19 protein-coding genes are annotated in these 19,694 nt (G+C 38.5%); all 19 read left to right on the forward strand.

The genetic code is table 11. The features are described 5' to 3' along the window. Positions 1-215: 215 nt before the first annotated feature. The 19 genes from AC4BHP_RS18570 to AC4BHP_RS18660 all read left to right on the forward strand — a co-directional run bounded on the left by AC4BHP_RS18570 (position 216) and on the right by AC4BHP_RS18660 (position 19,665). Positions 216-1,373 (forward strand): AAA family ATPase, encoded by a 1,158-nt coding sequence (locus AC4BHP_RS18570; protein ID WP_490553725.1) that lies wholly within the window; start codon positions 216-218, stop codon positions 1,371-1,373. A 30-nt stretch (positions 1,374-1,403) separates the two neighbouring features. Next, entirely contained in the window at positions 1,404-2,756 is a 1,353-nt protein-coding gene (locus tag AC4BHP_RS18575; RefSeq protein ID WP_066109852.1) for a TadA family conjugal transfer-associated ATPase, read from the forward strand. Further along, positions 2,749-3,684 (forward strand): type II secretion system F family protein, encoded by a 936-nt coding sequence (locus AC4BHP_RS18580; RefSeq protein ID WP_077248199.1) that lies wholly within the window; start codon positions 2,749-2,751, stop codon positions 3,682-3,684. Before AC4BHP_RS18575 ends, AC4BHP_RS18580 begins: the two co-directional genes overlap by 8 nt. 3 nt (positions 3,685-3,687) lie before the next feature. Further along, the gene (locus AC4BHP_RS18585) at positions 3,688-4,623 is read left to right on the forward strand and encodes a type II secretion system F family protein (RefSeq protein ID WP_066109849.1); all 936 of its coding nucleotides are present in this window, start codon (positions 3,688-3,690) and stop codon (positions 4,621-4,623) included. A 59-nt stretch (positions 4,624-4,682) separates the two neighbouring features. After that, complete coding sequence (locus tag AC4BHP_RS18590; RefSeq protein ID WP_066109846.1) at positions 4,683-4,898, forward strand: hypothetical protein; 216 nt, start codon at positions 4,683-4,685, stop codon at positions 4,896-4,898. Positions 4,899-4,932: 34 nt separating this feature from the next. Continuing rightward, on the forward strand, positions 4,933-6,336 hold the full coding sequence (locus tag AC4BHP_RS18595; protein WP_066109843.1) for a VWA domain-containing protein: 1,404 nt from the start codon (positions 4,933-4,935) through the stop codon (positions 6,334-6,336). A gap of 59 nt (positions 6,337-6,395) precedes the next feature. Further along, positions 6,396-7,841 carry a hypothetical protein gene (locus AC4BHP_RS18600; protein WP_140462278.1) on the forward strand — a complete coding sequence of 482 codons (1,446 nt, stop codon included), beginning with the start codon at positions 6,396-6,398 and terminating at the stop codon, positions 7,839-7,841. 90 nt (positions 7,842-7,931) lie between these two features. Beyond that, positions 7,932-8,756 carry a hypothetical protein gene (locus AC4BHP_RS18605; RefSeq protein WP_066109837.1) on the forward strand — a complete coding sequence of 275 codons (825 nt, stop codon included), beginning with the start codon at positions 7,932-7,934 and terminating at the stop codon, positions 8,754-8,756. 76 nt (positions 8,757-8,832) lie between these two features. Next, positions 8,833-9,555: a hypothetical protein gene (locus AC4BHP_RS18610; RefSeq protein ID WP_066109834.1), complete on the forward strand. Its 723-nt coding sequence runs from the start codon at positions 8,833-8,835 to the stop codon at positions 9,553-9,555. Further along, the gene (locus tag AC4BHP_RS18615; protein WP_140462279.1) at positions 9,555-9,953 is read left to right on the forward strand and encodes a TadE family protein; all 399 of its coding nucleotides are present in this window, start codon (positions 9,555-9,557) and stop codon (positions 9,951-9,953) included. Before AC4BHP_RS18610 ends, AC4BHP_RS18615 begins: the two co-directional genes overlap by 1 nt. Further along, positions 9,950-10,687, forward strand: a complete 738-nt coding sequence (locus AC4BHP_RS18620; RefSeq protein ID WP_490553735.1) for a Tad domain-containing protein — start codon at positions 9,950-9,952, stop codon at positions 10,685-10,687. Before AC4BHP_RS18615 ends, AC4BHP_RS18620 begins: the two co-directional genes overlap by 4 nt. A 181-nt stretch (positions 10,688-10,868) precedes the next feature. Continuing rightward, entirely contained in the window at positions 10,869-12,254 is a 1,386-nt protein-coding gene (locus tag AC4BHP_RS18625; protein ID WP_490553737.1) for a hypothetical protein, read from the forward strand. Between the two features lie 55 nt (positions 12,255-12,309). After that, positions 12,310-13,137 carry a hypothetical protein gene (locus AC4BHP_RS18630; protein ID WP_066109826.1) on the forward strand — a complete coding sequence of 276 codons (828 nt, stop codon included), beginning with the start codon at positions 12,310-12,312 and terminating at the stop codon, positions 13,135-13,137. A gap of 77 nt (positions 13,138-13,214) precedes the next feature. Next, positions 13,215-13,409: a hypothetical protein gene (locus tag AC4BHP_RS18635; protein ID WP_066109823.1), complete on the forward strand. Its 195-nt coding sequence runs from the start codon at positions 13,215-13,217 to the stop codon at positions 13,407-13,409. Between the two features lie 135 nt (positions 13,410-13,544). Beyond that, on the forward strand, positions 13,545-14,606 hold the full coding sequence (locus AC4BHP_RS18640) for a hypothetical protein (protein ID WP_490553741.1): 1,062 nt from the start codon (positions 13,545-13,547) through the stop codon (positions 14,604-14,606). A 184-nt stretch (positions 14,607-14,790) separates the two neighbouring features. Beyond that, on the forward strand, positions 14,791-14,961 hold the full coding sequence (locus tag AC4BHP_RS18645; protein ID WP_175354328.1) for a hypothetical protein: 171 nt from the start codon (positions 14,791-14,793) through the stop codon (positions 14,959-14,961). A 302-nt stretch (positions 14,962-15,263) separates the two neighbouring features. Continuing rightward, a complete protein-coding gene (locus AC4BHP_RS18650; RefSeq protein WP_066110019.1) occupies positions 15,264-16,196 on the forward strand; it encodes an AAA family ATPase in 933 nt (310 codons plus the stop codon). 2 nt (positions 16,197-16,198) lie between these two features. Beyond that, entirely contained in the window at positions 16,199-17,437 is a 1,239-nt protein-coding gene (locus tag AC4BHP_RS18655; protein ID WP_066109816.1) for a DUF58 domain-containing protein, read from the forward strand. Next, the gene (locus tag AC4BHP_RS18660) at positions 17,434-19,665 is read left to right on the forward strand and encodes a DUF4129 domain-containing transglutaminase family protein (protein WP_490553746.1); all 2,232 of its coding nucleotides are present in this window, start codon (positions 17,434-17,436) and stop codon (positions 19,663-19,665) included. The genes AC4BHP_RS18655 and AC4BHP_RS18660 overlap by 4 nt, the downstream gene beginning before the upstream one ends. Positions 19,666-19,694: the final 29 nt, after the last annotated feature.

Consider the following 19,694-nt stretch of genomic DNA (forward strand, 5'->3'; position numbering starts at 1 on the left):
CCTGAAGCCGCAAAGAAAAATGAACCGGTGGTAACAGAAGAGGCAGTAGTTGAGCAAAAACCGGTAGAAAAGAAGGAGCCAAAGGTAAAAAAGACTGAAGCAGATGAAAAAAATAAGGAAGCAGATCCTGGAAAAGATACATCTAAGGATAAAGAGAAAGAATAAAAAACAAATTAGTTTGTACCTATTTTCTAGAGATGGCGGGGGAAGGTTTTATGAATGAAGAATTATCATTGCTGGTAATAGGAGATGAAGATAATAGTATTTATACAGCTATAAAGGATATTTTGTCTGAGTATCCCAAATTTACACTGGTATCAACCAGCCGTGTTATCCAGCAGTTAGAAGATGGCGAGCACATAGGTATTGCTTTAGTTCTCAATCGACAGGAAGCGCCAGTAATAGAGGTCATACAAAAGATTAAAAGGACAAGTCCTGAAACGCTGGTTATGTTTTTGAATTCCATTCAGGATTTTCAATTAGTGAGAGAAGTTTTGCGTGCGGGCGCATTGGATTATTTAGTTATCCCCGATGAAATTAATTTATTATCAGAAAGGCTTCAAACGTTAAAAGAAATGACCAAAACTAACAAAGCGAGCGGGGCTGTAAATTCGTCTATCTTTTCAAGGGGACGAGGAGAAGTTTTGGCATTTTATAGTGGAAAAGGGGGAAGCGGTACGACCTTCATTAGTTCCGCCTTTGCTCAAACCTTGAAGCTCGATTCAACTGCGGAAGTAATCTTACTGGATTTAAATTTGCAGTACGGAGGAATTGAAACTTATCTTGGGATTGAAACGAACCGTTCACTTGCCGATTTGAAACCTGTCATACAAGAGATTAATGACAGCCATATTCGAAACGTGACGGAGAAAGAGAAGTTTTCGAGACTTGAAGTCTTATTGAGTCCAAGAGACACAGAAGTTGCAGAGTCCATAGATGAAGACTATGTTCAACGTCTAATCAGAGCTTGCAAGAGAAGTTTTGATTTTGTCATTATTGACATACCTAGCTACATTGATATTGCCTCATTTGCTGCAATTGAAGAAGCAGATAAAATCTTCTATGTTATTACACCTGATACTCCTTCCATACGTGTGTTTAAAAGTGTAGAGGAACTCTTCAAACGCCTGGGAATTCATTTAGATGAACGTATGGAAATCATTATCAATAAAACAGGAAAAGATAGCGAATTAAATGGCAAAGATTTAAGTAGATTCATTCAATATCCGATTGCCGCAGAAATTAAAAAGGATATAAAGGGTGTTCTTCATTCCATTAATAAAGGTGAACCTATTCGAAAAGAAGCTAAGGAAAAGCGGCTCCCTGCAGTAGCGAAGGATGTTCAAAAATGGGTTGCCGGCTTATTGAAATAATCGAATGGCGATTTGGAAGGAGAGCAGATTATGGCACTTTTTAATAAAAAAAGGGACGTAACAATTGAAAAAGAGGTTACGTATAATTCCTTGCAATCAAATCCCTATATCGATGAATTGGTTGAACATTACAAAACCAGACTTCTAACTGAAACCAATTTAGATACGCTAACAGCATTATCTGAAGGCGAAAAGCGGCTCACAATCGAACGCTTAATCAGCGCATTTATGTCTGAAGAAAAAGTTGTGATCCCGCGGTACGATAAAGAGACGATGTTAGCTAGGCTTATCGACGAATCAGTGGGTTTTGGTCCATTAGAGCCGTTGCTCAATGATGATTCAATTACAGAAATACTCATTAATGGCCCCGCTGAAGTTTTTATTGAAAAACAGGGAAGATTGCAACGATCAGATGTCAATTTTAGAGACGAAGCCCATGTTAGACATATTATTGACCGAGTGGTTGCTCCTCTTGGGAGAAGGATAGATGAAAGTTCTCCAATGGTCGATGCTCGTCTTCCGGATGGCAGCCGTGTAAACGCTGTTATCCCGCCAATCAGTTTAAACGGGACATTGGTTTCTATCCGTAAATTTCGTAAAACACCATTTGAGATGCAGGATTTATTGAATTTTGATTCTCTAGATGAAACTATGGCGACCTTCCTTCAGGCCATAGTTGAAGCAAAAATGAATGTGCTGATTTCTGGAGGAACAGGAAGTGGGAAAACTACTTTTCTGAATGCTGTTGCAAAGTCCATACCGATTCATGAACGAGTTATTACAATAGAAGATTCAGCTGAACTACGATTAAATCGGGGATCTGTAGTCGGACTGGAGGCAAGACCTGCAAATGTTGAGGGACGTGGGGAAATTACGATCCGACAATTAGTAAAAAATGCCCTACGGATGCGTCCTGACAGGATTATTGTCGGAGAGGTACGGGGATCGGAAGCATTTGATATGCTGCAGGCTATGAATACCGGTCATGAAGGATCGTTGACGACTGTGCATGCCAATTCCCCATCAGATGCACTGAGCAGGGTTGAAGGAATGGTAATTATGGCGGGAATGGATTTACCGTCACATATTGTAAGGGAGTATATTGTAGGGGCTTTGGATTATATCATTCAAGCTGAGCGTTTATCAGATGGGAAAAGGAAAATCACCCATATATCTGAAGTAAGCGTTGATGAACAAAATAAAGTTCAAATCAGAGATATCTTTCATTTTAAACGTACAGGTATGGGAGCGAATGGAGAGGTATTGGGATACCATACTGCAACAGGCTTAGTTCCTAAAGCACTCGAGAGACTTCGTATATTCGGTATTCACTTGGATGAAGTAATCTTTAGGCCAAAGGAGGAGGAATTGGTGTATGAATGAAATGCTTTACATCCCTCTCACTGCTGGTGTGGCTATGTTGGCTTTTATAGTTGGCATTTATTTTTATCTTGGCTACCGTGCCCAAAAACGTGAATGGAAACAGAAGCTGGCAACCTGGTATCCAGAAGAAAAACGTAAAAGCTTTATTGTCGGTTTGGGTGATAAATACGACAAAACAGATCGGGCTAAAGTTTTAGCAGAGAAATTACATAATGCAAATCTTATATTAACCCCATCTGAATATCTTGGCTTTCATCTGCTTGGATTCCTGGGACTAGTTTTGGTCTTTACAAATATGTTTAAAATCCCCTTCCCTCTTAGTGTAATCATACCTATATTGATTTTACTAGGTGCCCATTCCGGTTTATTCATGGTCCGGAAAAATAAATATGAAGAACGCTTTAATGACCAACTGGCAGATATCTGTCGTTTGCTCGGAAATGCGGCCAGATCGGGTATGACACTAACTCAGGGAATCGATTTGGTGGCGAAAGAAACACCCGCACCGGCAGGAAAAGAATTTAAAAGAATTTCGCAGGAGTTGAAATTGGGGGTCCCATTGGAATACGCCCTGCGTTCTATTCAAAAACAAAATAAATCACGGGATTTCCAACTGTTTATAGCGACGTTGCTCATTCAGAAGAAAACTGGTGGTAACTTGGCAGCGATCCTAGAATCCATGTCCAACACACTTGAGGATCGCAAAATCCTTAATCAATCTATTAAAACCATGACAGCCGAGCAAAAATATATTTCATTTATTGTTCCGGCAATGCCTGTGTTTCTCGTCTTGATTATGAACGCTTCAGTGGATGGCTTTGTAGATCCGCTATGGACTGGACCGGGAATTGTATTACTTGTTTTGTTTGCAGCGGGTGTTGTACTTTCGTTTTTCTTGATTCGAAAAATCACGAATATAAAGGTGTAAATTATGGATGCTCTAATTATTTTATGTGTGCTGTTATTTTGGTTGTTTTTTACATTAACGATCCGTCATTATTCCCGCTATTTAAATGAGAAAAGGGGACTCATTGGCCATATTGCAGAAACGGTCCATGAAGGGTATTTGGGTGTTCCTAAAAAGAAGAAAAAGAACTCAAAACTTACTGATAAACTTCTCAGTTATTCGGATGATTTTGCTGAACTAGGGAAACGGATAAACTTCTTTAGTGAAAATAAAGATATTGAAGACTTGCTCAGAAAATCAGGACGTCCCTATAATTTAACACTGGACAGATTCCAGGGTCTGAAAATTTGGTTGGCTGTTACGCTTTTCTTTGGTTCTTTGATCTTTTTAATTCTAGGATTTCCGTTGGCTCAATTTGGTCCGATCTTTATGCCGCTAATTGGGTATATGGCTCCTATTATTCTGTTGAAGCAGGCAGCTAGAAAACGTCAGGAAGCATTAAGACATGATTTACCTGACTTCCTAGATACAGTGAGTACCAGTTTGCAGGCTGGTGTCAGTCTGGATCAAACCTTACGTGAGGTTATCCGTTATTTTGAAGGACCGCTACACGAGGAATTCTCCCGTTTTAACCATGAGATTGATTTAGGTGTTCCTCGTGAGATGGCATACAGAGGTCTGTTGGAGAGAAATGATAATAAGGAATTCCAGGGATTAATAAAATCTCTGATACAAGGATTAAAGCTGGGAGTGCCAATCGCAACGACATTTAAAGTACAAGCCGAGGACATGAGGCAATTCCGCGAAGAGAAAATTAAAGAACTCGCAGCCAAGGCTTCTCCAAAAGTAACAATGGTAACCACCTTTGTAGTAGCACCTGTATCACTTATGATCATTGCAGGATTAATGGTCTTAAATATGATTTATGGTGAAAACAGCATTGGAAGTTTATTTAAGTAACCCCCTCCCAAAGGGAGTTTAAAATAATAAAAATTATAAGAATAATAGGAGGAATGGAAATGAATTATTTAACAGGAATGTACGTAAAGGCAACAACTAAGCTAGGTGGATTGGTGAAAAACGAAAGAGGATCTCAGACTTTGGAATGGATTGGGATTGCAGCGGTTATTGTTATTTTGGTTGGGGTTATTTCGACAGCGTTTGCTGGGGGAGACCTTGGTGAAACTGTTAAAACTAAGTTTACTAGCCTTCTAGATAAAATGGTTGCTGATTGATAATTATACAACAAAAACTAGGAGGTATGGGGTCTTGAAAAAATGGGTGCTAATAGCAGTTGCTGCTTTGTTTATATCAGGATGCACTGATCAAGAAAAAGAAACAGAAGTAAATGAGAAGCCTAAAGAAAATAGTACTGAAGAAGTGAACAGTGTAGAAGAAACAGATCCGGAGAATGCTATACCAAAAGAAAATGTCTCAGTTGAAGAAACTTCATGGATTGAAAAATTTGAAGCTGCTCCAGAAGTAAAGATGAGTCCGGAATATTTAGCTAACCAACCTCAAGGACCTTATGCAGATATCAGCTACGATTCGAATCCAGAATCCTATCAAGAATTTTTGAAGGTGATGGAAGGTATTCCAGAGAATGCTACGGAAGAGGAATTAGACAAAGTGTTTAACTATATAGTAAGTCAGGTTTCTGTAGATGTTACAGACCCACAAACGGTTATAGATAGTTGGAAGGTGAGTTCCTTTGGTGATCCTGAAATAGAAGATAGTCGATATCAATTTAAGGAAAATTACAATATTGAGGTTATCTTAGATTCTAGTGGGAGTATGGCTAATATAACTAATGGTAAAACAAGAATGGTTGTAGCGAAGGAAGCGATTCAGCAATTCTTAATGAGTGCGCCTGAAAAAGCCAATGTTGCCCTTCGAGTATATGGTCATAAAGGAACAAGTAAGGACAGTGATAAAAAATTATCTTGTGATAGCAGTGAGTTAGTTTATAAGTTTGGATCCTACAAGGAAAAAGAGTTTAACCAAGCATTGAGTTCCTTTGAACCTGCTGGTTGGACTCCTTTGGCTCAGTCGTTGATGGATGCTCAGAATGATTTAAAAGAGTTTAAGAGTGATAAAAATACGAACATGATATACGTGGTTAGTGATGGAATTGAAACCTGTGATGGGAACCCTGTAGAAGCTGCTAAAAAACTTGGAGAGTCTGATTTGCAACCTGTCATTAATATTATTGGTTTTGGTGTCGATTCAGAAGGACAGAAACAATTGAAAGAAATGGCAACTGCATCGAATGGAACTTATACGAATGTTCATAACAGTAATCAACTAAAGTCGGAATTTGATAAGGCTAAAAATGCTTTAGAGAAATGGAAACAATGGAAGGAAAATGCTAATTATGATGCCAAGGTAGACCGTAATAAAAGATATTTGGATACTAACAGTTTGAATAATGAGTATTCTAATAATATCCAAAAGCAACAGAATAATATGGTTTTTATTATTAATGGATTGAGAAACAAAGACCTTATAACATCTGAACAGAAAGAATACTTAACTTCAAGAAAATCCGAATTAGCAAAAGAAATGGATGAAGCCAGAAAGACAATAAGAGAAGATCTCGAGAATTTAAATGCGAAAACTCTCGAAGATACCAAAAAACAAATCGAAGAGAAATACAATCAAAATACGCAATAATAGGAAAAGTCATACACCTTGATTAAACACTACTTCCTGATATGAGTAAGGAGGTTAAGGTGAAGCGAAATAGGTTGGTAAGAAAGCTCCTTGTCATGTTTGCCATATTATTTGTCCTGTTCCATTCCATCTCTATTCCTCTTGCGGCGGCCAGCTGGACCGGGGATGCCTGGAAGGGTGATGCTTGGAATGGCTCCGATTTGAAGTGGAAAGGGGATTCTTGGAAGCAAAAAGGCTGGGTGCAGGATGGCTGGGAGCGAGATGGTTGGACCCAAGAGGGATGGAATCAGGATAAGTGGAGTCAAGATGGTTGGGCTGGTGATGGCGTCAGCCCGATAGACCCTGCGACAGGAGAACCATGGACGGGGGATAAAATCAGCGAAATTAATCCGGCCACCGGAAAACCATGGACCGGTGATGAGATCAACGGAATCAATCCAGCTACCGGAAAGCCGTGGATTGGCGATGAGATCAACGGAATTAATCCAGCTACCGGAAAGCCGTGGACCGGCGATGAGATTAACGGAATTATTCCGGCTACGGGAAAACCATGGACTGGTGATGAGATTAACGGAATTAATCCGGCTACCGGAAAGCCATGGAGTAGCGATGATATCAGTGGAATCAATCCGGCAACAGGAAAGCCTTGGTCATCGGATGCTTCCAATGGCGCTAACTCAATCACAGGTGGAAATAATGGTTTTATAAATCCACAGACCGGATTTCCTTATTTATACGCTCCAGGACGTATTTCAGTTGATGAGGTAAATGGTACAGATTCAGAAGGTAACATTGACCTTTATGGTCTTACTAAATATATTGCTAAAGATGTAATTGCGGGGCAAGTCAAATTTGTAAATGTAATTGAAAATGGGAAGTTTAGTTTGACTAAGCCAAATAGTATATATGGACTTATGATGAATGGATTCAGGCTGGGGCTTGGTGAATCGAACTCTTCCTTTAATATGGCATATGAATCATATTTATGGGCTGATAATATAAACAGCGTTAACGATGCAATTACTACGCTGAGAACCTATTCTCCCATTCAGAATGCTGCTAATTCCGGGTTGGGGGGACTTACCTCAGCCTACAGGAATGCCTCTCTTGCGAATTCAGCTGCAAAATTTGGTACATTGGCAAAATTTAATGCAGCGGCAGGAGTAGTAGGAACAGTTTTTTCAACGATTGATACTGCTAAAAATACTTCGAAAGCAATCAATGTATTAAAAAGTTCAGCATCAGGAACAGAGAAAACAACTGCAGTAGCCAGTGCAACAGAAAGCTTTGGTTCTTTGTTAATGTCTAGTGGTGCTGTGGCGAGTGCTCTTCCAGGTGTACAAGCAGTTGGAGCAACAATGGTCCTTGTTGGGGCAGGCATTTGGGGCGTTTCAAAAGGTGTTAAATATGCTGCAAAGCATTGGAATTCTATAAAAAGCGGGGTTAATAATGCTAAGAAGAAAGTCGGAGGTTGGTTTAAATCATTAAGGGGTGCGTTTTCATAAACCATCTTCAAAATGGGAGGAAAACTTTTACCCCTCCTCCCATTCTTTTTTAGACATAATATGAAAATAGCTAAGAGAGAGGTTCCAAGTATGGAAAGAACCACAGTGGAGAAATACGCCAAAAAGTATAAAAAGCTTCTTGAGAAAGTTACCATTATTCATTTTGTTCTTTCTTATAATAAAAGAAAGTGGTGGTTAGCGGAGTATAGCTTTAATAATACCCCTAAAGGATATGCAGTGTTTACAGAAGGCGATTCAAGTGTCAACGAAAAGGAAATTGCCCTTGATCATATCGGTTCTTTTATCCGTACTTGTATAGGAATACAATCCATCGTTCATCCTCGAATTGCAGTGACAGAGGAGATAAATAATACGCTTAATAAAATGAACGATATCTTAAATTTGTGGGTGAAGAGTGAAGAAGAAATTAAGTTGAAAGATCAGTTTAATGAGTTTACTGATTTTATATTATGGTGCCAAGAAAAGACCAATGAATATAACAATGAATTTTCCAAAATAGCAAAAAAAATTGATGAAAATCATCTGTTTACAGTTGAACAAAGGGAGCAATTAGTTCTAATAGGAAGTAAGCTGGACTTAATTATTTATCTGCAAGTTAAGTCTCAATATGATCAACTGCATAAGAATCGGGAATTGTTGAGCCATTTGAAAAATCATAGAAATAATCTTGATAAAAAAGATTACTATTATATTGTTACCAATTTAAAAAAATATTGTGATTCAAATGCACAAAAAGACTTTGAAAAGTCCTTGTTTAATGAAGATGAGCTGATTTGGAAAGATGTAATAGCTACCATAGACAGTTTTGAAAGATTGAAGGAATCATCACATCAAAAATATAAAAATATTGATAAGCGTAAGTTGCAAGAAATGGTGCGTTTATTAAGGAATTAGTTATGATTGAAAATTTTAATAGATAAGAATTTCTATTATGGAATTATAAATAATGAATATGATGGGATGGAGATTAATGGACAAGCCTTTTCGTGAAGCATTTGCTCTTTTCACCAGCAGATTTGAACATATACTCTTGTTGGGAGTAACAATTATACTTCCCCTGCTACTAGGCCACGCTTTGTTATCAAACTATATATATGCGGTTACACCGACTGTGTTGGGAACGACAATAATATCTGATATTTACTACACATTTCTAACTGTTCTCTTAATGCTCTTCGCTCAAGTTCCGTTAATAAGATATATGTTTAATGAATACCAGGGACATGAAGGAAGCTTGAAAAATGCTTATTTTGTTTTTTTTGCTAATGGATTTCAATTTTTTGTTTTTGCTATTCTTGCTAGTTTTTTAACGACCGTTGGAATTATACTATTTCTTTTACCGGGGTTGATTATTTTAACTCTTTTATATCCGATTCCTTTTGTAGCTGCAATGGATAATAAAAGTATATGGAAGAGTTGGAAATCAGGAATTAGGCTAGGTAAAAAGCATTTCTTTAAACTTTTTCTCTTAATTCTAGGGATGTCTTTAATTGAATTGATGATTTCTGGAGGAATTACACTATTAATTCTCTCATTAACTACTTCTTTTGCTGCACAAATTCTTTCTCATATTCTATTAAATTTGGTCTTCTTCCCAATCATCACACTTATCATCACAGGTTTTATTATCAAATGGAGAGAAGAAATCTATACATTGGAGGCAAATCGATCAGCTAAGGAGGAGTGGGCTTAATGAAATGGAAGGCTCTAATCCAGCGTGAGAATGGTTCTGCTACTCTCGAATTTTTGGGTATGGTACCTCTTGTTTTTATGCTAATGCTGATTATTTGGCAATTCGTTGTCGGAGTCCATGGAGTCATTGTCACACAGTCAGCTGTCAATGAGGCTGCTAAGGTATACTCCATAACAGGTGAATGGGATCAGGCAAGAGCTGCAGCGGAGAAAACAGTCCAGACGGGGGCTAAATATCTTACCTTTAATAGTGCGCAAACATCAGTGACAAGTTCAGATACATTTACAGCTAAAGTTTCAGTAAATATAGAACTAATCTTCTTCCCGGATAAATTATTTCCAAATGGCGCTCCTTCCCTGGCATTCTCCAGTGAAGCGAGCGGTAAGGTGATTGAATGAGGAAACGATTGAATGAGGATGGAAGTACGACACTTTTTATTCTCGGTATGTTAAGCGTAATGATGATTATGTTCATTGTTCTGTATAACTATGCCAAAGTTTATGCTGTCAAAGAACAAGCGTTTACAAGTTCACAACAGGCAAGTTTGGCGGCAACAGCAGAGTTTTACGATAGAGTGTGGAATCTTGTGGCAGAGTTTGATGGAACTGATGAAGAAAATCTTCCGCAGCCTGACTCGGATTCGGAAGATGCTCTTGAGGTAAATCCGATTACTAAACTAAAGATCAAAGAGATGGTTGAACGAAAAAAAACTGAACTGGCTAACAGCTATCCAGAAAAAAGCACAAATGAAGTTCATATAATGGCGATTGATGAAGTTCTGAGCGAAGAGCTTAGTAGTGGCTTGGGCAAAAAAAGGCTGAAAGAGATACTAATTGATAACTATGAACACTCCATAAAGGCCGGTACAGTAGCAAAGGCTAAGGAAGTTATTCTCGCTAATGATGGGAAATTGGAAAAGGCACAAATACGGCTTTTTAAAGATAATCGTATTTATGTCAGAGCGGCAAATGAATTTGAAGGACAAGGGAAGTTGTTTGATGGCTTTAAAGAAAAGCTATTTCAAACCGGAGCAGGTCCGGAAATCGGTTTTTTATCCTACCTTGATGGGATAAATGATGAAACGATCCAGCTATCGAATGAAGTCGATAATGGAGTGATATGGGGTCAGTGACAGTGGTTGTACAGTTCTTAACTCCCTTCAGATGGGGGAAACAGCTTGCAATAAGGAAACTTTTGAGGTTTTTAAGAAGTAGAGACTAGAAAAATACAATCAAAATACACAGTAATAGGAAAAGAACAGTCACCTTGCGTAAACAAACAACACTTCCTGATTGAATGAGGGGGATAAGGTGATGCGGAATAAGTTAGTAAAAAAGCTCTTTGTTGTATTTGCTATATTTTTTGTCCTGCTCCAATCAATTTCTATTCCGTTAGCAGCAGCCAGTTGGACAGGTGATGCATGGAAGGGTGATGCTTGGAAAGGCGACGCATGGAATGGCAACGATTTGCAATGGGAAGGAGAAACTTGGAAAGGAGATTCATGGAAGCAAAAAGGCTGGGTGCAGGATGGCTGGGAGCGTGATGGATGGACTCAAGAGGGCTGGGATCAGGATAATTGGAACCAGGATGGATGGACAGGTGATGGTGTCAGTCCGATAGACCCGGCGACGGGCAAGCCGTGGACCGGTGATAAGATAAACGGAATAAATCCAGCCACAGGCAAACCGTGGACTGGTGACGACATCAGTGGAATTAATCCGGCAACGGGAAAGCCATGGACCGGTGATGATATTAGTGGAATCAACCCTGCGACAGGTAAGCCATGGACTGGTGACGATATTAGTGGAATTAATCCAGCGACGGGCAAGCCATGGACTGGTGATGATATTAGTGGAATCAATCCGGCGACAGGCAAGCCATGGACTAATGGTGAAACCAATGGAATTAACCCAGAAACGGGCAAGCCTTGGTCGAATGAAGGAATTCAAGGGAGTTCACCTGCGATTGAAGGGAATGGACAGGATAAAATTGACATAGACCCCTATGAAGCGACAAAATTTATAATGAATGATGTTATTGGTGGTCAAGTAAAAGGAGCATATGAAATAGAAAGCGGTAAGTTTAGTTTATTGAAACCCAATAGTTTTGCTGGCATTTTGCTCAATGGCATAAAATTAGGGGTTGGAGATTCATCGGGTTACAATTATTTACATGGTGGATATGAGATCGCTGATAAAGTGTATACGGGCATAGATGGTATTACAGATGCAAGGAAATATAGGAACTTAATTCAAAGCGGGCAAGATTTGTCTACATTTGATTCTATATTTGGTTCTTCTACTAACCCACCACCATCCGCGTCTTTTGGAATGTTGTCTAAACTTAATGTTGGTGCTGCAGGAATAAGTACAGTCTTTTCCACGATAGACACCGTTAAAAATGGTATTAGTACCTATGATTCAGTAAAGGAAAATGGTTGGCGTTCTGCTAAAACGGTGGCTGCTGGAGCAGATACTACGGCATCAATTGGAGAAGTATTAATGAACTCTGGCGTCGTGGCAGGTGCTATCCCCGGGGGGCAGTTAGTAGGAGCATATATGGTTGCAGGTGGTGCAGTATTATGGGGAGCATCGAAGCTGGTTAAAGGTATAGCAGATGGCTCAATTAAAAAAGGAGTTAAGAAGGTCGGGGAAAAAATAGGATCAATGTTTAATTCCATTAAAGGTGCATTTTCTTAGATAGAATTTGCTCTATATACTCATCGCTTTTTGTATACAAATTAGGGGGATCCAAATGATTAAATCAGAAGCTGAAGAGATCGCAAAAAAACATAAAAAGTTATTAGAGAAATGTACCGTTATTAATTATTGTTTTAATTATCAATCTAAAAATTGGTGGCTTGCAGAATACAAAAAATTCCCGGGTAAAAAAAGAAGTGGCTACGTCATTATATCAAGCGTGGAAAGTTCCTATGATGAGAAGGTGTTTGTGCTTGATCATTACCTGTCCTTTATTGGAGGAGTTTTAAAAATCCAAGATATTGTTAGGCCGAGGATTAATGCGACAGACGCCATTCATAATACATTGGAACAAATGAACAATGTATTGGAAATTTGGGCAGAAAATGAAGAGGAAAAGAAACTATTAACCAGTTTTAAGGGGTTTTCTGAATACATTCTGTGGTGCCAGGAGATGAAGAACAACTTTTATGAGACATTTACTGATCTTGGTAAGAGAGTTGATAAGGAACGTTCATTTACAGTAGAGGATCGAGTTCAGCTATTAGACCTGTTGCCTAAAATGGATTTGATTATGTATCTGCAAGTAAAACGTCAGTATGAACAATTAGAAGCCAACAGACATTTATTAAAAACGGTTAAACAAACAAAATCAAGATTTAAATCAAAGGATTATTTATATATAAAAGAAAAACTTTATAAATATTGTGGGCCTGATGCTGAAAAAGACTTTCAATCAATCTTTGATGAAGGTGAATTAAATTGGAGTCAATATCCAGCAACTAAAGAAACATTTTACAATCTTCTTGATTCCTCCATTCAAAGGTACAAAAACCATGAAATGAAAGAGTTAGAGGAACGTAAAGTTTTAATCAGGAGCTAATGAATTTCTATTCCATCTTTATCTATATCTTAGGGAACTACTGATTTATCAAATAAAAGTATGGGAGATGATTATAGGTGAGTAAGAAGGAAAAACGATGGAGTAAATTTTATAAATATTTTATGATTTTCTTTTATGTCCTTCTTGTACCTATTGCGATTTTTGACTTCTTTGCTGGTGGAGGTTTCCCTTATGAGATCCTAATTGTTGGACTTGCTCTTCCAGCGATGAGGACAAATCACCTAAATATTATTAGAGCAAAGGGTGGATAATCCTTACATCAAATATTCAACTAGACTTGTAACCTCCGCTTTTGCATCAAGTGGAGGTTTTATTTATAACTGAAATAATGGGAATGTGTATACATCAAGGACTTATCAGCTTCCTCATAACTAGGAGGTTTATCATTGAATAAGTCATTATTTATTCAAAAGGTATTCATATTGATGGCGATTGCTTTTATACTCTTTCAATCTTTCATTATCCCATTCAGTTCAGCAGCATGGTCCGGAACACCATGGAGAGGGGAACCATGGGAGGGGGAATCTTGGGAGAATAAATCTTGGCATGGAGATATAGGAACGGGTGGAGAGCCGCAGTCCGGCTCTCCTAATGGCCAATCGGGAAATATCCCAGATATGGAAAACGGCCTGCCAGGAATAGGCCCTGTCCAACCGCCTTATAAAGTACCGGATTATTTACCTGGCCATAATCATAATAGAACAGATGGAAATGGCAATCCTACCTATCCAGGCGTAATATTACCTGGCAGTAAGATAGGTGGTGACTCCAATTCAACTCATCCGGGTGGACTATTACCAGGCTCTTCGCTTTCTCCTGGTCCAATAAACAGCAATGCTCCTAGTGGTGGGAGTGAAGGAATAGAGGGTAATGAACCAGATACGTGGAAAACCATTGACTTTGTAGGGAATACTATAATAAATGGGCAAGTCAGTTTTACAGTAGATGTACTGCAGCAAGGTGATCAATTTAAACCAAGCAGTGTATTTGGGAGACCAAACTATCTAACAAACATCCTGGTAAATGGAATTAAATTAGGAGTTGGAGATGGCACTTGGTTTGATTATGTTGAAGATATGAATACTGCTGTTGATATGGGATTTGGGATTTATGATACTGCTGAGGCATACACATTAGCTACCAGAGCAACCTCAGCTGCTGATGCAGCTACCGATATTATTCCAACCGTTCTTAATACGGGCAGTACTGGTGCATCAACATTGGGGATATTATCAAAGTTGAATATCGCGACAGCCGGGATAAGTACAGCTTTTTCAGCGGTTAATGCAGTAGATTCTCTAATTGAGACAGCTGATACATTTAATAGTAATGCAGAGACAAGTGTGAAAGTTTCAGCAGGAGCTGATACCTTTTCCAAAATTGGTGAAACGGTTTTTAATGCTGGACTGTTTGCCTCCGCCATACCGGGGGGACAGAATCAACGATAAAGAAAGTATGTACTCTATTGGAGCTATGATGGATTTACTCCTATTTCTTCAAATCAAAAACCAATTGGATGAATTTAATAATAATAAGGTTCTATTAGACAAATTGAAGAAATCTCGTAATAAGCTATCGTTCTTTAAATATAGGAAAATAAAAAAGATCCTCTCCATATATACGAAGGAGAATATGTACCAAAACTTGATCGCTTCAAAATCGACATTCGGAGACCAGTGGGATTCAATTAAAGCAGATTTGAACAGCGTTCATAATAGAGAACTATATCAAGATTTGTTGGAGCTCTACTATGAGCGGGATAGGGAACTGGTTCTGCAAGCTAAAGAAATGTTGCGGAATTAGTCTGTTAATCGTTTTTATGTTTAAAAATCAAGATGTTATTTGGTAGGTTTACATTCAAGAGACTTCATAAAACATAACTTGAGTAGAAACCCATCAGTAGTAAAACTAAAGCTTATCTTTATTAAAAGGGGGGGGAAATCTCTCCTTTTTTTATTTTGGGTCTTATTTCGCTCTTTCTTGAATGATTAAACCCCTTTTCTACAAAATATTTACAATAAAGTTATTGACTGTTAATACAGAATATTATAACAATAAGGTTATAAGTAGAGGGGGAATATGGCGTGAATGAAAAACTAAATCCTATGATAGATAAGATTATCCAAAATATAGAGAAAGTGATTATCGGTAAAAGAGAGGTTGCTAAGTTAAGCATTACAGCCCTTTTGGCAAAAGGACATGTATTGCTTGAGGATGTACCCGGTGTTGGGAAGACTATGTTAGTTAAGTCTATTGCCAAATCAATTCAGGCTGATTATAAGCGTATTCAGTTTACACCGGATTTATTGCCATCTGATGTAACCGGTATTTCCATCTATAATCCGAAAGAGCATGAATTTATCTTTCGTCCCGGGCCTATTATGGGGAATATCATATTGGCTGATGAAATCAATCGAACATCTCCCAAAACACAGTCATCCTTGCTGGAAGCAATGGAGGAACATAGAGTTACCGTTGATGGCGTGACACACAAATTGGCCAATCCATTCTTTGTTATGGCCACCCAAAACCCAATTGAATATGAAGGTACCTATTCTTTACCAGAAGCGCAGCTGGACCGATTTTTACTTAAAATGAAAATGGGTTATCCGGAGATGGCTGATGAATTGGCGATTTTGACAAATGCAAAAATGCTTGCTTCTGTTGAAGATTTAAATCCTGTAATTACTGTTGATGAAATGGTGAAGCTGCAGGAGGAAATCCAATCTGTATATGTGGATGATATGATTGCGCGGTATATTGTAGAACTGGCTGTGAAAACGAGGAACGATAATCGAGTTTATTTAGGCGTAAGCCCACGTGGAACGGTTGCTCTTATGAAGGCTTCGCAGGCTTGGGCTTTTATGCATAATCGTGATTACTGTATACCAGATGATGTACAATTTCTACTTCCATATGTATTTAATCATCGTATGATCGTGAAGGCTGAATCGGTTTATGATGGATTCAATGCTCAAGTTATTCTCGATGAAATTTTAGCAAGGACGCCTGTACCGGTACAAAGGCAAGTGAATTAAAAATGAAATTTATAAGAATGACGTTAAATAAATGGGAAAAGTGGTGGAAATTTGTCATTCTCCTGCTTTTACTAATTATGACGTTCACATATGCCATGTTCCAGGGAGGGTTTGTCAGCTGGTTCCTTTTTTATAGTTTTCTTCCGTTCGCCTTGTATGCTCTAATGATTTTTGTCTATCCATTAAGTGATTTTACAGTAGAGCGGGTCTTAGGTGATCAGGAATTAACGGCCGGTGACCCAGTAGTTATGAAAATTATTATTAAAAGGAATATGCCGGTTCCGATTGCCTACCTGCTCATTCATGAACTATTACCGGAAAGGCTGGAAATCCTACTCGGAAGGGAAAAAATCAGTTCTATCGTTTTTCCGGGATTCAGAAAAAGAATAGAATTGTCCTATAACATTAAGAGTATGCCAAGAGGAGAGCATACCTTTAATAAGCTTGAAATAAGAACAGGAGATATTCTCGGGTTAATTGAGAAGAGTAGAATGATAGATTCCGATAAAAAAATCCTTGTACTTCCTGCAACGGTTCCTTTGCCATTAAGACAGGTTCTCGGTGATTATGAACAAGGCAAGCGCACAAATTCCTATAAAATCAGAAATGAAACAGCGATGGTTTCTGGTATTCGAGATTATGCTCCGGGTGATCGTATGACCGTCATTGACTGGAAATCAAGTGCAAGGGGCGTCGGGCTCAAAACTAAAAACTTTGAAGAAAAACACAGCAGTGACTTCTTTCTTTTAATAAATTGTGAGAGTGACCACTCTGTTTTTGAAGAAATGGTGACCTTTAGTGCATCAATCGCTGAAATTGGTTTGACTAAGGGGATGAAATTGGGTCTCTGGGCTGGTGGAGGTGGACTGGATAACCTATTAGAAGTAAAGGAAGGAAAAGGATATGTTCATAAAGCCTTGAATTTTATGGCTAAAATAAAAGCTTCGCCAAAAATTGATGTAAGTTCCCCAAGATTTTATACACCTCAGACAAGATTTATACCGCCAAATGCATCTCTTATTGTTGTTACTTCTGTTTTACATTTACCATTCGTAAAAGCATATACCAACCTTGCTGGAGGAATCCATTCCTTGTATATTCTATTTTTCTGTGAATCTTCCCATGTACTCAATAAGGCTGAACAAGAGGCCTATACCTTTGGAATAAATCATGGAGCGAAAATGTCTATTATTCGAAATCGAGAGGATTGGGGAGTTTTTGAAGAGAGGGGCGGCAGATGAAAATGAAAACGAATAACCTGCATCCCGGTATACGTCTTCTGTTATTCCTGTTTGCTTTTATTATGCTAATAGAGTGGATGAGACCAGTTGGAGAAGTGACAAACACAAGCCAAATTAAGTATTTTATTATTTTTGCAGCCGTTTCATTGGTGATGTATGCATTCAGAGTGTCCTGGAAAATCATGACTCCTGCTTTATCCGTTTATATAGGTATGAGTCTTTATCTGATTTTTTATCGTCCTGAATTCTATTTGACAGAAGACAGTTGGATACGCGCTTTCTTCATCGATATAAAAGAGGGATTGTTCTCTGTATTTTCAACGGATTGGCAAGGGTTAAGTCCTGAATTCAGAACGTTTCTTTTCTTCATTTTAATATGGATGTTTACCTATTTAATTCATTATTGGGTACAAGTGAAACAGCGATTGTTCCTGTTTTTGTTTATGACATTTATCTATGTAACAGTTCTAGATACCTTTACAACCTATGATAGTAATCAAGCGATTGTACGAGTAGTCGTTATTGGATTTGCAATCCTTGGCATGCTCGCGTTAGTACGTTTGCTAATTGGGGAGAACATCCATTATACCAATCGAACTGCTATCCGTTGGCTTATTCCTTTATCCAGCATGATTGTATTTGCGGTAGTCATTGGTTTCTTTGCTCCAAAGCCACAGGCAATATGGCCTGATCCTATTTCCTTTATTAAATCAACCTCAGAGAAATTTGGATCTACTCAAAAAAGGATAGGGTATGACAAGGATGACAGCAAATTAGGTGGCGATTTTGTTGGCGATGATGGGGTAGTGTTTAGGGCTTCCTCATCTGTCCGTACGTATTGGAAAATTGAAAATAAAAATGTTTATACGGGCAAAGGATGGGAAACTGGTGCAGATTATGGTATGGGTCAAACGATATTAGAATCAGAACCAACTATGCTATACGATTACAGGGGGGGAAATACGAATACAGTGTCAACGGCAGAACTGGAATTTGAGATAGACCATGGCCATATTCCTTATCCAAGCCCCATGGCTATCGAGCAAATTTATAACCTGAATCCTGAGGATGAGTCAGTTTTTTCTAGTGTATTGTATTCAGGTGACTCTTCTGAGATTACTCCGATATATGAGGAGGATACGAATAAAAACGAATTAAAAAAGGTGGGCATGCAATTTAGAAGCCCAACCTATTATCTGGATGTACTCCAACAGGATGAAATAAATGATTTGTATGAAATGGAAATGGATTCACTAATAAGCCAATCGCTAGGTCTTCCTGATTATGTTCCGGAGCGTGTCTCAAGCTTAGCAATAGAGCTTGCAGAAAAGACAGGATCCAACAGTATGTACGATCAAGTCAAAGCGATTGAGGATTATTTAAAAGGTGAACAATTTACTTATAGTAAAGAAGATGTTCCTTATCCTGAGGAAAGCCAGGATTATGTAGATCAATTTTTATTTGAAACACAAATAGGATACTGTGATAACTTTTCAAGTGCCATGGTTGTATTGGTTCGCTCACTCGGAATCCCGGCGCGTTGGGTAAAGGGATATACGGCAGGTGATTTAGTTTATGATCAGCAGTTGGGCGAGTCTCGCTACGTGATCACGAATAATAATGCACACTCCTGGCCTGAAGTTTATTTTCCCAGCGTAGGATGGGTTCCTTTTGAACCAACGAAGGGCTTTAGTTCTGAAGTACGGTTTACAGCTTCTCAGGAGGTCAGCAATGATCAGGAGGAAACGCAGGTTACCCCAGAAACGAATCAACCAGAAAACAAGGAGCCAGAAAAGCCGGTCGAAACAAAGGATACAGCTTCCCAGTTTACGTTTGGAACAATCAAAGATAAAGTAGCGGAACATTGGAAGAAAGCTCTAGTGGTGATTTTGGTATTAGGTGGAGCGGCTGTTTTGTTATATAGAATCAGAGGAAAATGGATGCCGCACATTTGGGTGTTTTATTATAAGAGGCTTATGAAAAAGCCGAATTATTCAAATGCCTATATGCAATTGCTTAGAGAATTAAATCGGTATGGAATAAAAAGAAAGCCTGGACAGACCCTGAGAGAGTATGCGATTTACGTGGATCGTTTCTTCGGATCATCAGATATGAATAGGCTAACGCATGCATATGAAAAACACATTTATTCTGGAGAAAAAATTGAAATGGATTGGCGAAATTTTCAAGAACAATGGGAGAAGATGATTTTAAGAACTATTGCTTGACCACACTTTTCTCTCAAGTTACAATTATG

The sequence above is a fragment of the Pradoshia sp. Z4_20 genome (assembly GCF_058216035.1).

Bases quoted from the DNA above. Each gene is read 5' to 3' on its own strand.
- AC4BHP_RS18570 (WP_490553725.1), top strand. From the start codon at position 216: ATGAATGAAGAATTATCATTGCTGGTAATAGGAGATGAAGATAATAGT.
- AC4BHP_RS18620 (WP_490553735.1), top strand. From the start codon at position 9,950: ATGAGGAAACGATTGAATGAGGATGGAAGTACGACACTTTTTATTCTC.
- AC4BHP_RS18580 (WP_077248199.1), top strand. From the start codon at position 2,749: ATGAATGAAATGCTTTACATCCCTCTCACTGCTGGTGTGGCTATGTTG.
- AC4BHP_RS18605 (WP_066109837.1), top strand. From the start codon at position 7,932: ATGGAAAGAACCACAGTGGAGAAATACGCCAAAAAGTATAAAAAGCTT.
- AC4BHP_RS18575 (WP_066109852.1), top strand. From the start codon at position 1,404: ATGGCACTTTTTAATAAAAAAAGGGACGTAACAATTGAAAAAGAGGTT.
- AC4BHP_RS18585 (WP_066109849.1), top strand. From the start codon at position 3,688: ATGGATGCTCTAATTATTTTATGTGTGCTGTTATTTTGGTTGTTTTTT.
- AC4BHP_RS18650 (WP_066110019.1), top strand. From the start codon at position 15,264: ATGATAGATAAGATTATCCAAAATATAGAGAAAGTGATTATCGGTAAA.
- AC4BHP_RS18645 (WP_175354328.1), top strand. From the start codon at position 14,791: ATGTACCAAAACTTGATCGCTTCAAAATCGACATTCGGAGACCAGTGG.
- AC4BHP_RS18615 (WP_140462279.1), top strand. From the start codon at position 9,555: ATGAAATGGAAGGCTCTAATCCAGCGTGAGAATGGTTCTGCTACTCTC.
- AC4BHP_RS18625 (WP_490553737.1), top strand. From the start codon at position 10,869: ATGCGGAATAAGTTAGTAAAAAAGCTCTTTGTTGTATTTGCTATATTT.
- AC4BHP_RS18630 (WP_066109826.1), top strand. From the start codon at position 12,310: ATGATTAAATCAGAAGCTGAAGAGATCGCAAAAAAACATAAAAAGTTA.
- AC4BHP_RS18610 (WP_066109834.1), top strand. From the start codon at position 8,833: ATGGACAAGCCTTTTCGTGAAGCATTTGCTCTTTTCACCAGCAGATTT.
- AC4BHP_RS18590 (WP_066109846.1), top strand. From the start codon at position 4,683: ATGAATTATTTAACAGGAATGTACGTAAAGGCAACAACTAAGCTAGGT.
- AC4BHP_RS18660 (WP_490553746.1), top strand. From the start codon at position 17,434: ATGAAAATGAAAACGAATAACCTGCATCCCGGTATACGTCTTCTGTTA.
- AC4BHP_RS18655 (WP_066109816.1), top strand. From the start codon at position 16,199: ATGAAATTTATAAGAATGACGTTAAATAAATGGGAAAAGTGGTGGAAA.